Below are 14,331 nucleotides of genomic sequence, written 5' to 3'. Positions count from 1 at the left end.
TCCGGGGCGGTGCGCGCCCGCCCCGGGATCCGCTGACGTTTCCGTTCCTGTCCCTTTACCAGAGTGGTAACGTGAAGCCGCATGAAGCGATTTTCGGTTCTCTTTCCGGTCCTGGGGGCGCTTCTGGTCCTGGGTGCCGCGTGCTCGGACCCGCCTGCCGGTGATCCGGGAGCCGCCGCGGCGCTGCCCGAACCCGTCATCCCGGCGAACCCCCCGCCGGCCCCGGCCGCCGCCGCCGAGGTGCACCTGCCGCTCGACCCGTACGTCGGGCTGGCCAAAGGGCACCAGGAAACCCTCGAGAAGGCGAACGCCATCCTCATCACGAAGTGCATGCGGGACAAGGGGTTCGCCTACCAGCCCGACAGCGGCGGGGGCACCGCGCAGCCGAGCGCCCCGCTGCCCGACTACGGGCTCAACGACCTGAAAGCCGCCCGTGAGTCGGGGTATTCGCCGCCGGGCGCCGGCAGCGTCCAGGCGGCCGCCGAGCAAGGCCGGATCCCGACGCTCGACAAGCTCGTGCAGGAACACGGCGCCGCGTGGGTCAAGGCGCTCTACGGCTTCCTGCCGCCGGACACCTCGGGCTCGGACGGCTGCCTGAGCACCGCCGTCGTGAGCGCCCCCGAGTACGACCGGCTCGACCGGGAACTGCCCGGGCGGCTCGTCGGCCAGGCGAGCGAACGGACCCAGGGCGACGGCCGGGTGGTCGCCGCGACGAGCGCGTGGAGCGCCTGCATGGCGGAGTCCGGCTACTCGTACAAGTCCCCGGCCGAGCCGCGGAAGCAGAAGTGGCCGACCCCGCCGTCGCCGGCGGAGCTCGCGACCGCGACGGCCGACGTGACCTGCAAGGCCCGGACGAACCTCGCGGGCATCTGGCTGGCCGTGCAGACCGGCTACCAGCAGACGCTGCTCGAGCAGAACGCGCCCGCGTTGAAGCAGCTCCAGGACGCCTGGCAGGCCGTGCTGAAGAACGCCGAGCAGATCGTCGCGACCGGTGGCTGAGGAGCCGCCGGCGGGTGGCAGCGTGCTGCGCCGCCGTCGCCGCGTCCTGCTCCTGGCGGCCGGCGGGCTCGTGCTGCTGACCGTCGGCGGGGTGCTCGGTGCCACCTTCGTCAAGTCACCGGCCCAGGTCGCCGCCGAACAGGCGCCGGTGGCGCCGTCGGTGCTCACCGCGCCGGTGACCCGGCAGGTCGTCGGCGCCACGGTGGTGCTGCGCGGCACGGTGGCGGGCGCGCAGGACGTCGAGGTGACGCCCGCGCCGTCGGCCGGCGGCGAGGCGGGCGCCGGGGCCAAGCCGGTCGTCACCGCCGTGCGGAAGCAGGCGGGCGAGCTCGTCGGCGCCGGGAACGTGCTCGCCGAGGTGGCCGGCCGCCCGCTCGTCGCGCTGCACGGCGCCGAGCCCGCCTACCGCGACCTGCGGCCGGGTGACAGCGGCAAGGACGTCGCCCAGCTGCGGCAGGCCCTGCGGGAGCTGGGGTTCCCGTCCGCGGGGGACGCGGACGGCGTCTTCGGTGCGGCGACGAAGCGGGCCGTAACCGGCTACTACCGTTCGCTCGGCTTCAGCGCCCCCGCGACCGGCGGGTCCACCGGCCAGGACGAGACGGCGCTGCAGGCGGCCGAGGACGCCGTCACCCAGGCCGAACGCCGGGTGCGGGACGCCAGGGCGGGCGGCCCGCCGGCCGCGGTCGCCGACGCGGAGGCGGACCTCACCACGGCCCGGGACCGGCTGGCCGGCCTGCGGGCCCGCACCGGCCCGATGGTCCCGCTGGCCGAAATCGTGTTCCTGCCCTCGTTCCCGGCGCGGGTGACGAAGTTCGGCGGGAAGGTCGGCGCCCCGGTCGAGGCTCCGCTGGTGACGCTGTCGTCCGGGCAGCTCGAGGTGGCGGGCCGGCTCGATCCGGCGGACCGCACCTTGGTCCGGCCCGGCGCGGGGGCCGAGATCGACGCCGAGGTCACCGGGTTCCACGGCACCGGGAAGGTGACCGAGGTCGGGCAGCCCCAGGAGGGGGCGAAGCAGGGGACGCAGGAGAACCAGACGCAGGGGCAGGCCTCCGGCCAGTCCTTCGTGCCGGTGACGATCACCCCGGACCAGCCGCTCGACGCCGGCCTGATCGGCCAGGACGTCCGGTTGACGCTGAAGTTCGCCCAGACCGCCGGGCCGGTGCTCGCCGTGCCGTCGGCGGCCATCACGTCGTCGGCGGACGGCCGCACGCACGTCGTCGTCGCCGCACCCGGCGGCGCCCAGCGCACCGTCGAGGTCCGCGCGGGCAAGTCCGGCGCCGGGCTGGTCGAGGTCGAGCCGGTCGCGGGCGGCCTGGCCGAGGGCGACCGGGTGGTGGTCGGCCGGTGACGGCGCCGGTGATCGCCCTGCGCGGGGTGCGGCGGACCTACCCGGGCACCCCGCCGGTGCACGCGCTGCACCCGGCCGACCTCGTCGTGCACGGCGGGGAGTACGTCGCGGTGGTCGGCCCGTCGGGGTCGGGCAAGTCGACCCTGCTGCACCTGCTCGGGCTGCTCGACGCCCCGACCGAGGGCGTCTACGAGCTGGCCGGCCGGGACGTGGCCGACCTCCCGGACGCGGACCGCACCACGCTGCGCGGCAGCGCCATCGGGTTCGTCTTCCAGGCCTTCCACCTGCTCGCGCACCGGACCGCCACGGAGAACGTCGAGCTCGCCATGCTCTACAACCGCACGCCGCGGGCGCGCCGGGCCGGCCTGGCCCGGGAGGCGCTGGACCGGGTCGGGCTCGCCCACCGGCTCGACGCGCTGCCGACGACCATGTCCGGCGGTGAGCGCCAGCGGGTGGCGGTGGCGCGGGCGCTGGTGAACCGGCCCCGGCTGCTGCTGTGCGACGAGCCGACCGGCAACCTCGACACGGCGACCACGCGGACGGTGCTGGACCTGTTCGGCGCCCTCCACGCCGACGGGCTGACCATCGTGATGATCACGCACGATCCGCTGGTGGCGGCCCGGGCCGGGCGGGTCGTCGAGATCTCCGACGGCAGGCTCCGCGAGCGTGTCCCGTGAAGCGCTCCGCCTTCGCCGTCAAGGACCTCGCCGCGGAGGCGCTGGCCGGCCTGCTCCAGCGGCCGGCCCGGTCGCTGCTGACGATGCTCGGCACGGTCGCCGGCACGGCGTCGCTGGTGGCGATCCTGGGCTTCACGGCGACTTCGGCCGGCCAGATCAGCGCCCGCTTCACGGTGCTTTCGGCCACCGAGGTCACCGTCACCGACGCCGGCGCCAAGACCCGCACGGTGGAGCCGGTGCTGGACTTCCCGGCCGACGCCGACCAGCGGGCACGGGCACTCAACGGCGTCGTCGACGCGGGCCGGTACTGGAAGGTGCCCGTGCCGCCGGGGACCCAGGTGAGCGCCCGGGCCTTGCCGGCCGCGCGGGACGCGCGCGGGCTGGACGTCTACGCGGTCTCACCCGGCGCGCTGCGGGCGGCGCACACGCCGGTGACCACGGGGGCGCTGTTCGACGAATTCCACGAGCGGCGGGCCGAGCGCGTGGCGCTGCTCGGCGCGGCCGCCGCGGCCCAGCTGGGCATCAGCAGGCTCGACTCGCAACCGGCGGTGTTCGTCGGGAACGACGCGTACACCGTGATCGGGATCGTGGGCAGCCCGCAGCGCCTGCCGCAGGCCGGGCTGGGCGTGCTGATCCCGGCGGGCATGGCGGTGGCGCGGTACGGCGTGCCGTCGCCGGACGAGCCGGCGAAGATGCTGGTCGAGACCCGCCTGGGCAGTGCCCAGCTGGTGGCGGCCCAGCTGCCGCTCGCGTTGCGCCCGGACGCCCCGCAGCTCCTTGCGGCGGCGGCCCCGCCCGACCCGCGGACGCTGCGCGACAGCGTCACGGCGGACGTCGACAGCCTCTTCCTGCTGCTGGCCGGGCTGGCCTTGGTGATCGGTGCGGTCGGCATCGCGAACACGACGCTGGTCTCGGTGATGGAACGGGCGGCGGAGATCGGCCTGCGCCGCGCGCTCGGCGCGCGCCGCCGGCACATCGCGGTGCAGTTCGTGGCGGAGTCCGGGGTGCTGGGCCTGCTCGGCGGCCTGGCCGGCGCGAGCATCGGGGTGCTGACGGTGGTGCTGGTGGCGCTGGTCCAGGGGTGGACGGCGGTGCTCGATCCGCTGGTGGTGTTCCCGGCGCCGCTGGTCGGTGCGGTGGTGGGGCTGCTGGCGGGGGCCTACCCGGCGATGCGGGCGGCGTCGATCGAGCCGGTGGACGCGCTGCGCGGGTGAGTCACAGCAGGCCGGCTTCGCGGGCTCGTGCCCCGGCCTGGAACCGCGACGACGCGCCCAGCAGCTCCATCAGCTCCGCCACCCGGCGCCGGTAGGTGCGCAGGCTGACCCCGAGGACCCGGGCCGCCGTCTCGTCCTTGCAGCCCGACGCCAGCTGCTCCAGGATCTCCCGCGCGCCCAGCTCGGTGAACCGCGCCTGGTAGGACTCGAGGTCGGTCGCGGCGTGCCAGGCCGCTTCGAACAGCGACTGGATGCCCTGGACCAGGTCCGGGTTGCTGATCACCGTGTAGCCGCGGACACCGCCGACGTCCTCGCCGGCCACGATCGCGATGCGGCGGTCGAGCAGGATCGTCTCGTTGATCTCGCGTTCGGTGATCCGGATCCGGGCGCCGTGCGCGGCCACCTGCCGCAGGTGGCCGGCCAGCGCGGGGTCGAACAGCACGGCGGGCAGGTAGATCTTGCGCAGGGTCATCGCGCGCGCCTGCTGCTCGCGCTCGGGCGCGCTCGGGTGCGCCACCGACCACGTGTGCAGGTCGCGAGCCGCGCAGGAAATCTCCGTCGCGACCTCGAACAGGTGCGCGGTCCGCTCGAACAGCTCGGCTTCGCCGCGCACCATGACGACGTCAGTCACCTTCTCCACGTATTCCAGTGTGGCAGCAAACTGCCAAACCCGGTGGTCACGCGGGCCGCGCCGGGAGGCTGGAGCCATGACCACGAACACGCTCCCCGCCGCCGCGGCGGGCACCTGGAAGCTCGGCTCCTGCGAAGTCAACCGCCTCGGGTTCGGCGCCATGCGCCTGATGTCCACTTCGGACGGTGGCATCCGGGCCCGCGAGACGTCGCTCGCCGTGCTGCGCCGGGCCGTCGAGCTCGGCGTGAACCACATCGACACGGCCGCGTTCTACTTCGCCGGCCCGCGCTCGGCGAACGAACTGATCAACAGCGCGCTGTCGCCGTACGACGACCTGGTCGTCACCACCAAGGTCGGCCCGGGCCGCGACTTCGAAGGCACCTTCTACACCGCCCGGCCCGAGCAACTGCGCGCCCAGGTCGAAGAGAACCTGCGCGAGCTGGGCCTCGACCACCTCGACGTCGTCAACTACCGGATCGGCCAGGCCCTCGACCGCGGCACCGGCTCGCTCGCCGACGGCTTCGGCGCGCTCGCCGAACTGCGCGAAGTCGGGCTGATCCGCGAGCTGGGCATCTCCAACGTCGGCCCGGAGCACCTCACCGAGGCCCTCGCGATCGCGCCCGTCGTCTGCGTCCAGAACCAGTACGGCCTGACCGCCCGCCGCGAGGACGACGAACTCGTCCGGATGTGCGCCGAGCGGGGGATCGCCTTCGTGCCGTTCTTCGCCGTCGCGAGCGCGACGGGGGAGGACGCGCGGGTGGCCGAGGTCGCGCGCCGCCACGACGCAACCCCGGCGCAGGTGCGGCTCGCGTGGACCCTCCACCAAGGACCGCACGTGCTCGCCATCCCCGGCACCGGCGATGTCGCGCACCTCGAACAGAACGTCGCCGCGGCCGCGCTGGAGCTCAGCGAGGAGGATTTGGCGACCCTCGACGGGAACGGGTGAATTCGCCGGAATGTCTCGCCGGGGAATCGATCGGGTGAACGCCGCCTGAAGCCCCGGCGAACATGTCCTCCGCAGGTGTCGCGGTGCTCACGACAAGGCGGACAACGCTAGGCCGAAGGGCCACTTCTCAGCTTACGATCGGCCCGTGACCACGCCTGTTTCACTCGCATTGGCCATCGGCGCGCTGGTGGCCGGTGCGGTGGCCGGTTACTTCCTGGCGCGGGCCCGCACCCGCCGGGAAGAGGTCCGGCCGCCGGGCCCGACCGTCGCCGAGCTCCTCGAACGGCTGGTCCGCTCCTCCCACAACGGCATCGTCGTGCTCAACCGGTTCGGCGACATGGTGCTGCACAACCCGCGCGCCTACGAGCTGGGCCTGGTCAAGGTCAACCAGGCCGACCCGCGGGCCCGCAAGGCCGCCGAGCAGGTCTCCGAGACCGACGAGGCCCTGGAAATCGACCTCTCGCCGCTCGAAGCGCGCGGCCGCCAGCCGGAGGCGGTGCTCGGCCAGGTCCGGCCGCTGGGCGACGGCTTCACCGTCGTCGAGGCCGTCGACCACTCCGAGGCCATCCGGCTGGAGGCCGTGCGCCGCGACTTCGTCGCCAACGTCAGCCACGAGCTCAAGACCCCGGTCGGCGCGATCGCGCTGCTCACCGAGGCCGTGCTCGACGCCGCCGAGGACGTCGCGGAGGTCCGCCGCTTCGGCGGCAAGATCCTGCGCGAGTCCACGCGGCTCGGCCAGCTCGTCACCGAGCTGATCGCGCTGTCGCGGCTGCAGGGCGCCGAACGGCTGCCCGACCTCAACGTCGTCGAGGTCGACGCGGTCGTCCGCGAGGCGCTCGGCCGGACCACGCTCTCGGCCGAGTCGGCCGACATCCGGATCGCCACCGACACCCCGAGCGGCCTGCTCATCGAGGGCGACCGGACGCTGCTGGTCACCGCGCTGTCGAACCTGCTGGAGAACGCCGTCGCGTACTCGCCGGCCGGCAGCCCGGTGTCGATCTCCCGGCGGCTCGCCGACGGGATGGTCGAGATCGCCGTCACCGACCGCGGCATCGGCATCGCCGAGGACGAGCAGCAGCGCGTGTTCGAGCGCTTCTACCGCGCCGACAAGGCCCGCTCCCGCGCCACCGGCGGCACCGGCCTGGGCCTGGCGATCGTCAAGCACGTCGCGGCCAACCACGGCGGCTCGGTCGGGCTGTGGAGCCGTCCGGGCACCGGCTCGACGTTCACCCTGCGCATCCCCGCGCACGTCAGCCCCGAACCGGCCGCCGAGCCGGCGCGGGCGGCCAAGACCTCGCCGGCACCGCGGCAGGAGAAGACCCCCGAGCGCACCCCCAGGCTCGTGGTTACCGGGCAGGACAGCCCAGATCATGGAGGAAACCTGTGACCAGGGTTCTCATCGTCGAGGACGAGGAGTCGTTCGCCGACCCCCTCGCCTTCCTGCTGCGCAAGGAAGGGTTCACCGCGGCCGTGGCCGGCACCGGCCAGGCCGCGCTGGAGGAGTTCGACCGCAACGGCGCCGACATCGTGCTGCTCGACCTCATGCTGCCCGGGATGAGCGGCACCGACGTCTGCAAGCAGCTGCGCCAGCGCTCCGCCGTGCCGGTCATCATGGTGACCGCGCGCGACAGCGAGATCGACAAGGTCGTGGGCCTGGAGCTGGGCGCGGACGACTACGTCACCAAGCCGTACTCGGCGCGCGAGCTGATCGCCCGCGTCCGCGCGGTGCTGCGCCGCGGCGGCGAGCCCGGCTCGGAGGGCGAGCTGGCGCCGCTGGTGCTGTCGGCCGGCCCGGTCCGGATGGACGTCGAACGGCACGTCGTGACCGTCGACGGCGCCGACGTGTCGCTCCCGCTCAAGGAGTTCGACCTGCTCGAGTACCTGCTCCGCAACGTCGGCCGCGTGCTCACGCGCGGGCAGCTGATCGACCGGGTGTGGGGCGCGGACTACGTCGGTGACACGAAGACGCTCGACGTCCACGTGAAGCGGCTCCGCTCGAAGATCGAACCCGACCCGGGCTCGCCGCGGCACCTCGTCACGGTTCGCGGCCTGGGCTACAAGTTCGAGACGTAAGCCCGATCAGGTGCGGTATCGCCCGGTATCGGCGGCCTCGCAGGCGCGCCGGGGCGGTACCGCACCGAGTGTTGTTGGTTACATGTTCGAGACCTGACGCCAGGGCCGGTACCCTGGACCCCCGTGCGCCTAGGGGTACTCGACGTCGGTTCCAACACCGTCCACCTGCTCGTGGTCGACGCCCACCGTGGCGCCCACCCGACGCCGATGCATTCCGAGAAGTCCGTGCTCCGGCTGGCCGAGCGGATCACCCGGAGCGGCGAGCTCAGCCGGGCCGGCGCCGACGAGCTCTGCACCGCGGTCCAGTCCGCGAAGGAAGCCGCCACCCGGCTCGGCTGCGAAGAAGTCATGGCGTTCGCCACCTCCGCGGTCCGCGAGGCGAAGAACTCGGTGAAGGTGCTCGCCCGGGTGGCCGAGGAAACCGGCGTCGACCTGCAGGTCCTCTCGGGTACCGACGAAGCGAGGCTCACGTTCCTCGCCGTCCGCCGCTGGTACGGCTGGTCGGCCGGGCAGCTGCTGGTGCTCGACATCGGCGGCGGCTCCCTCGAGGTCGCGATGGGCCGTGACGAGGAGCCGGTGCTGGCCGAATCGCTGCCCCTGGGCGCCGGGCGCACCACCCGGACCCGCTTCCGGCACGACCCCCCGACGCGCTCGGAACTCGTCGCGACGTCCGCGTGGCTGGACGACCAGCTCACCGACCTCGCGCGCAAGGTCACCAAATGGGGTGAACCCGATCGGGTCGTGGCGACGTCGAAGACGTTCCGCTCCCTCGCCCGGCTGACCGGCGCGGCCCCCTCGGCGGCGGGCCCGCGCGTCCGACGTACGCTCACGGACACCGCATTGCGCCAGCTCCTGGCCTTCGTTTCGCGGATGCCTTCGGCCGATCTCGCGCAGCTCGAGGGCGTCAGTTCGAGCCGATCGCACCAGCTCGTGGCGGGTGCGCTCGTGGCGCAGGCGACGATGCGGGCGCTCGGTGTGCCGGAACTCGAGATCTGCCCGTGGGCTCTGCGAGAGGGTGTCATCCTGCGGCGGCTGGACCATTCGAACAGCGCGGATGAGACTGGAGCCGCCCTCGTGGGGCGCTTCGGCGCACAGGAGGACCGGTGAAAGCACGCGGCTGGACTTCCCGGACGGATAACGGGCACGGTGGAGAGGTGACGGACATGCAGAGGTCGGTGTACAGCGCGCGCGGCGCCGCCGGTGGGCCGTCAGGTACCACTCCGCGAGGTGCCGAAAGCGGCAACTCGGTGCGCGCGGGGGATCACCAGGTATGACGGACCAGACCGGAGGCGACCAGCCGCAGAAGACCGTGGCTGAGCTGCTCGCCCAGCACGGTGCCCAGGTCGACGGCGGACGCCGTCGCCGTCGGCGCGCCGTGGATGACGACGACGAACCCGCCACCCCGGAAGCCCCGCCCGGCGCCACCGGCTCGCACCGGCGGCCCGGCGTGAGCGACACCGGCCCGCAGGCGATCATCGACCGGGTGGCGTCCGAGGGCACGCCGCCCCCGCCGGCACCCCCCGCGCGGCCCGCCGGACGGCGTCGGGCCGAGCCGCCGTCCCCGCCGCCGCCCGCGCCCCGCGCGGTGCCGCAGGACTCCCAGCCGCTGCCCCGGCCGGTGCCGCCGCCCCCGGCGCGGCCCGCCCCCGGCGGTGCCGAGTCCGGCCAGTACGCCCGCCCGGTCCCGCAGGAGTCCGGCCAGTTCACCCGGCCGCCGCAGGAATCGGGCCAGTTCTCGCGCCCGGTCGCGCCCGAGCCCGGGCCGCCGCGGCCGCCGGAGTCGGACCGGCTGCCGGTGCCGCCGCGCGCCGCGCCGCGCCGCCAGCCCCCGCCACCGTCCCAGCCGATGCCGGTTCCGCCGCCGCAGCCTTCGCAGCAGCTGCCGGTTCCGCCGTCGGCAGAGGACACCCGCGCCGTCCCGCCGGTCCGGCGCCGCCCCGGTCCGCCGCAGCCGTCCCAGCAGCTGCCGACGCCCCCGCCGCAGCCCTCGCAGCAGCTGCCGGCGCCCCCGCCGCCGCCCGGCGGCCCGCTGTCGGCCCGGCTCGACGGCCTCAACGGCACCCCGGACGCCGACATCGACGTCCCGCCGGGCCCGATGGCCAGCGGAACGTTCGCGCCGCCGCCCGCCGCGCCCGGCCGCCCGCGCCGTGCCCCGTCGCGCCGCCCGGAGCCGAAGCGCGAGGACCACACGGAGCAGTTCTCGGCGGTCCCCGACGACGAGCCGCCCGCCCCGCCGGCGCCGAAGAAGGGCAAGAAGCCCGAGCCGCCGGAGCCGTCCTCGCCCGCGGGCCTGGCGAACTGGCGCAAGCGGCGGCAGAAGGAGCAGATGGAGGACACCGAGATCGGCGTGATGCCGGTGGTGCCCACCGACGCCCCCGACGACGGCTACCCCGAGGACGACTTCGAGCCCGACGACTTCGCGCCGGAGGGCAGCGGCTACCAGGCCGCCTACGAGGCGGGGCCGCCGACCGGCGCGTACCCGCCGCCGATGCCGTTCGCGCCCGGCGGCGACCGGGCTTCCCGGGCGCCGATCCCGGACGACCTCGCGCCCTACGAGCGCGAGTTCGCCGACGACTACCCCGCGGACGGCCCGGACTTCGAGCAGGACGACTACGCCTACGAGCAGGGCGAAGACTACGAAGACGACGAGTACGACGACGCGCCCGAGCCGGTCGCGGAGCCGGAACCCGCGGCTTCGCCCGGCAAGCAGTGGCTGGCCCTGGCCGGCCAGCTGGCGATGGGTGTCGTCGGCGGGGCCGCCGTCTGGCTCGGCTTCAACTGGCTGTGGGTGAACATCCCCGCGGCCGCGCTGATCGCCGCGCTGCTGGTGGTCGTCGCGCTGGTCTGGATCGTGCGGAAGATCCGCCGCGCCGAAGACCTGCAGACCACGGTGCTGGCGGTGCTCGTCGGCCTGGTGGTGACGGTCTCGCCGGCGGCGCTGCTGCTCGTCGGCCGCTGACACCGCTGACGCCCCGAGCCGCCACCCCGCCGTGGTGTCGCGAATGACTCATTCGGGACGTGGGAGGTCCCCGATGACTCATTCGCGACGTCCGCAGGCAGGATGGCGCGCGTGACAGACGAGCAGCCGGTCCCCGTCGGACTCAGCACGGCGTCCGTGTGGCCCCTCAAGGCGGGCACGGCCTTCGAGCTGGCCGCCGAGCTCGGCTACGACGGCGTCGAGGTGATGGTCTGGGCCGACCCGGTCAGCCAGGACGTCACGGCGCTGCGGCGCTGGTCGCGGCGCACCGGCGTGCCCGTGCTGTCGGTGCACTCGCCGTCGCTGCTGATCACCCAGCGGATCTGGTCGCCGGATCCGGTCGTGCGGCTGCGGATGTCGGTCGACGCCGCTCTCGAACTCGGCGCGCGCACGGTCGTGGTGCACCCGCCGTTCCGCTGGCAGCGCCGGTACGGGGATGCGTTCGGCGATCTGGTCGCCGAACTGGAGGAGTCGAGCGGCGTCGAAATCGCCGTGGAAAACATGTTCAAGGTGCGGCCGCCGGGTGGTTCGAAGAATTCGCGCGTGTCCGCGTTCCGGCCGTCGATCGATCCGACGGACGTCGGGTTCCGGCACTACACACTCGACCTGTCCCACACCGCGGCAGCCGAGATGGACGCGCTGGCGCTGGCGCAGCGGATGGGTGACGGCCTTTCCCACGTCCACCTGGCCGACGGCACCGGCGTCCCGAAGGACGAACACCTGGTGCCCGGGCGCGGTGGCCAGCCCTGCGCCGAACTGCTCGAGAAGCTGGTCAGCAACGGTTTCGCCGGCCAGGTCGTGCTGGAGATCAACACCCGGCACGCCGTCACCGCGGCCGAGCGCGTCCGCGATCTGGCCGAGGCGTTGTTGTTCGCGCGGTTCCACCTCGGGCAATAACCGCGTCGGCATATCCACGCCCGAGTGCATTTCCGCCGGTCCAACCCGTAAAGTTCGGACCGTGAAACCGTCGCTCTCGTTGCTCGTCACCTATCCCGGTTCCCGAAATGGCGCGGACCCTTCGTGAGCGGAATGGACGGCACCGCCGTGTCCTTCGACACGGCGAGTGCGGCGCGGTCGCTGGGGGACGGCACCTTCACCGCGGTGCTGCGTGCGGAATGGGCCATCGGTTCCCACCCGCACGGCGGTTTCCTGCTCGCCCTGCTGGCCCGGGCGGCGATCGCCGCCCTGCACGAGCGCGGTGAGCCGCACGCGGAGCCGCTGGTCGTCAGCGCGGAGTTCCTGCACGCGCCCGCGCTCGGCCCGGTGCTGCTGCGCACGGACGTCCGCAAGGTCGGCCGCCGGGCCACGGTGGTCGAGGTCCGGCTGGAGCAGCGCGGCCGCAGCTGCGTCGAGGCCAGGGTGACGACGGGACGGCTTCCGACGCGCCGCCCGGAGTGGACCGACGTGCCGTCGATGCCGGCCGAGCCGCCGCCCGGGGCGCTGGCGATGGCGGAGAGCACCGAGGGGCCGTTCAACCTGGCCAAGGGGTGCGAGGTCCGGCTGGACCCGGCGACCGCGGGCTACCTGACCGGCCGCACGGGCGAGCCACCCCGGATGCGGCTGTGGGTCCGGCCGCGGCACAGCTTGGTCGACCCGTACTTTTCGCTGCTGGCGTCCGACGTGAACCCGCCGGTGGTGATGAACCTCGGCCGCATCGGCTGGGCGCCGACGGTCCAGCTGACGGCCCTGCTGCGCACCCGCCCGGCACCGGGCTGGCTGCGGGTGGTGGTGGAGTCGAGGTCGGTGCACGAGTCCTGGTTCGACTCCGACGCAACGGTGGTGGACGCCCAGGGGCGGCTGGTGTGCCAGGCCCGGCAGCTGGGCCTGGCCCCGGCACCGGGCGGCTGAGCGCCGGTTGCGGCGGTTCTGAGGGGCGCGGAGCGGCTCTGCCACGGTTCGGGCGGGTGCAGTGGGCCCCGGTTGGGCGGGCGAGCGGCTCCGCCACGGTCCGGGCGAGTTCATGCCTGGCCCGGTGCTGAGTGCTGCGGCCCGGCCAGTCGTGGCCGCTTGCCGCCGAGCGGCTCCAGCCGTGGGCCGCTGAGCGGGGCTGCGGGCGCCCGTTCAGCAAGCGAGCCCGCCCCGCCCCGCCCCGGCACTCAGCGCCCCCGGCGGGTTTGGCACGCTGGGCTCCATGACGGTCATCGCGGTGCTGGGTGCGGGCAAGATCGGTGAGGCGTTGCTCTCGGGGCTGCTGCACGGCGGCCACGAAGCCGGCGACCTCCTCTTCACCGAGCGGTACCCGGCGCGCGCCGACGAACTGACCAGCCGCTACGGCGTCCGGGGCGTCGAGGTCGAGGAAGCCGCCAAGCGGGCCGATGTGCTCGTTGTCGCCGTCAAGCCGCAGGACATCGAGCCCGTTCTCGATGAGCTCGCGCCGCTGCTCGGGCCGTCGTCGCTCGTCGTGTCGCTCTGCGCCGGGCTGCCCACCTCGCTCTACGAACGGCGGCTCGCCGACGGCGTTCCCGTCGTGCGGGTCATGCCGAACACGCCGATGCTCGTCAACGAGGCCATGAGCGCCATCTCCGCCGGGCGGTACGCCACCGCGGAACACCTCGCCGTGGTGCGGGACCTGCTCTCGCACGTCGGGCAGGTCGTCGAGGTGCCGGAAGGCCAGCAGGACGCCGTCACCGCGCTGTCCGGGTCCGGCCCCGCCTACTTCTTCTACCTGGTCGAGGCCATGATCGACGCCGGGATCCTGCTGGGCCTGCCGCGGGCGCTCGCCGGGCAGCTGATCATCCAGTCGGCCGTCGGCGCGGCGAAGATGCTCGCCGAATCCGACGAGCACCCCGTGCTGCTGCGCGAGGCCGTGACCTCGCCGGCCGGGACGACCATCAACGCCATCCGCGAGCTCGAGAAGCACGGCGTCCGCGCCGCGCTGCTGGCCGCCATCGAGGCCGCCAAGGACCGCTCGGTGGAACTCGGGAAGGCGCACGACGAAGCCTGATTTCCCCGGAAAGGGCGATCGCCCGGGTCTTGCACGCGCGGGTGCTTGTGCGTTAGCGCTGGTAGGGGCCCATCTCGGTGACAGGCGTCGCATTAGTCCCACCAGTCCCGCTACTCTCGATAGAGCACGTGCGTGTCGATACCACAGGTGGGGAAGCCTCGTGGCGCGACACGTGTCGAAGGACGCGGTAAACATGTCTCCGAACAAAAAGGAGGATTTGCCCGCCGTCGGGCAGGTCCAGTTTCTGACGGTTGCCGAGGTGGCCACGCTGATGCGGGTCTCCAAGATGACCGTCTACCGTCTCGTGCACTCGGGTGAGCTGCCCGCCGTCAGGGTCGGGAAGTCCTTCCGGGTGCCGGAAAAAGCAGTGCACGAGTACCTCCAAGGTGCCTACTACGACGTGGGTTGAACCGGCTGCCGGGCACGCCGTGGCCAGCGGCGCGCAGCGCTACGACGTGCCCGCCGACCGGCCCGCCACGGGTGACGGGTAACCTGGAAAACCGCTCGTGCCTGTGCGCTCCA

At 73.7% G+C, this 14,331-nt stretch carries 14 protein-coding genes; 13 read left to right on the top strand and 1 reads right to left on the bottom strand.

The annotated features are described in order from the left end of the window. The first annotated feature begins 81 nt into the window (after window positions 1-81). The 4 genes from AB0F52_RS29515 to AB0F52_RS29500 are packed head-to-tail and all read left to right on the top strand — an operon-like array spanning window position 82 to window position 4,238. A complete protein-coding gene (locus AB0F52_RS29515; RefSeq protein ID WP_360177985.1) occupies window positions 82-999 on the top strand; it encodes a hypothetical protein in 918 nt (305 codons plus the stop codon). Next, complete coding sequence (locus AB0F52_RS29510) at window positions 992-2,347, top strand: peptidoglycan-binding protein (RefSeq protein WP_360177982.1); 1,356 nt, start codon at window positions 992-994, stop codon at window positions 2,345-2,347. The genes AB0F52_RS29515 and AB0F52_RS29510 overlap by 8 nt, the downstream gene beginning before the upstream one ends. Further along, window positions 2,344-3,024 (top strand): ABC transporter ATP-binding protein, encoded by a 681-nt coding sequence (locus AB0F52_RS29505; RefSeq protein WP_360177979.1) that lies wholly within the window; start codon window positions 2,344-2,346, stop codon window positions 3,022-3,024. Before AB0F52_RS29510 ends, AB0F52_RS29505 begins: the two co-directional genes overlap by 4 nt. Continuing rightward, a complete protein-coding gene (locus AB0F52_RS29500) occupies window positions 3,021-4,238 on the top strand; it encodes an ABC transporter permease (RefSeq protein WP_360177976.1) in 1,218 nt (405 codons plus the stop codon). The genes AB0F52_RS29505 and AB0F52_RS29500 overlap by 4 nt, the downstream gene beginning before the upstream one ends. Window position 4,239: 1 nt before the next feature. Here the strand turns inward: AB0F52_RS29500 and AB0F52_RS29495 are convergent, their stop codons facing one another. Then, a complete protein-coding gene (locus tag AB0F52_RS29495; protein ID WP_360177973.1) occupies window positions 4,240-4,878 on the bottom strand; it encodes a DUF6879 family protein in 639 nt (212 codons plus the stop codon). A gap of 67 nt (window positions 4,879-4,945) precedes the next feature. Between AB0F52_RS29495 and AB0F52_RS29490 the strand changes: the two genes are divergently transcribed. The 9 genes from AB0F52_RS29490 (at window position 4,946) to AB0F52_RS29450 (ending at window position 14,218) form a co-directional block, all read left to right on the top strand. Continuing rightward, window positions 4,946-5,815 carry an oxidoreductase gene (locus AB0F52_RS29490; RefSeq protein WP_360177970.1) on the top strand — a complete coding sequence of 290 codons (870 nt, stop codon included), beginning with the start codon at window positions 4,946-4,948 and terminating at the stop codon, window positions 5,813-5,815. Window positions 5,816-5,960: 145 nt separating this feature from the next. Next, window positions 5,961-7,202 carry an ATP-binding protein gene (locus AB0F52_RS29485; RefSeq protein WP_360177967.1) on the top strand — a complete coding sequence of 414 codons (1,242 nt, stop codon included), beginning with the start codon at window positions 5,961-5,963 and terminating at the stop codon, window positions 7,200-7,202. Then, window positions 7,199-7,888 carry a response regulator transcription factor gene (locus AB0F52_RS29480; protein ID WP_013222396.1) on the top strand — a complete coding sequence of 230 codons (690 nt, stop codon included), beginning with the start codon at window positions 7,199-7,201 and terminating at the stop codon, window positions 7,886-7,888. Before AB0F52_RS29485 ends, AB0F52_RS29480 begins: the two co-directional genes overlap by 4 nt. Window positions 7,889-8,011: 123 nt before the next feature. Next, complete coding sequence (locus AB0F52_RS29475) at window positions 8,012-8,995, top strand: Ppx/GppA phosphatase family protein (RefSeq protein ID WP_360177964.1); 984 nt, start codon at window positions 8,012-8,014, stop codon at window positions 8,993-8,995. 163 nt (window positions 8,996-9,158) lie between these two features. After that, on the top strand, window positions 9,159-10,847 hold the full coding sequence (locus AB0F52_RS29470; protein ID WP_360177961.1) for a hypothetical protein: 1,689 nt from the start codon (window positions 9,159-9,161) through the stop codon (window positions 10,845-10,847). Between the two features lie 102 nt (window positions 10,848-10,949). After that, window positions 10,950-11,762 (top strand): sugar phosphate isomerase/epimerase family protein, encoded by an 813-nt coding sequence (locus tag AB0F52_RS29465; protein WP_360177958.1) that lies wholly within the window; start codon window positions 10,950-10,952, stop codon window positions 11,760-11,762. Between the two features lie 132 nt (window positions 11,763-11,894). Next, window positions 11,895-12,713 carry a thioesterase family protein gene (locus AB0F52_RS29460; protein WP_360178257.1) on the top strand — a complete coding sequence of 273 codons (819 nt, stop codon included), beginning with the start codon at window positions 11,895-11,897 and terminating at the stop codon, window positions 12,711-12,713. Window positions 12,714-12,996: 283 nt separating this feature from the next. Further along, the gene (gene proC / locus AB0F52_RS29455; protein WP_360177955.1) at window positions 12,997-13,809 is read left to right on the top strand and encodes a pyrroline-5-carboxylate reductase; all 813 of its coding nucleotides are present in this window, start codon (window positions 12,997-12,999) and stop codon (window positions 13,807-13,809) included. A 193-nt stretch (window positions 13,810-14,002) separates the two neighbouring features. Continuing rightward, complete coding sequence (locus AB0F52_RS29450; RefSeq protein ID WP_013222402.1) at window positions 14,003-14,218, top strand: helix-turn-helix domain-containing protein; 216 nt, start codon at window positions 14,003-14,005, stop codon at window positions 14,216-14,218. Window positions 14,219-14,331 lie beyond the last annotated feature (113 nt).

Source organism: Amycolatopsis sp. NPDC024027 (genome assembly GCF_040638975.1).
In the GTDB taxonomy this organism is placed as follows: domain Bacteria; phylum Actinomycetota; class Actinomycetes; order Mycobacteriales; family Pseudonocardiaceae; genus Amycolatopsis.
This window is presented reverse-complemented; position numbering and strand designations above follow the sequence as displayed.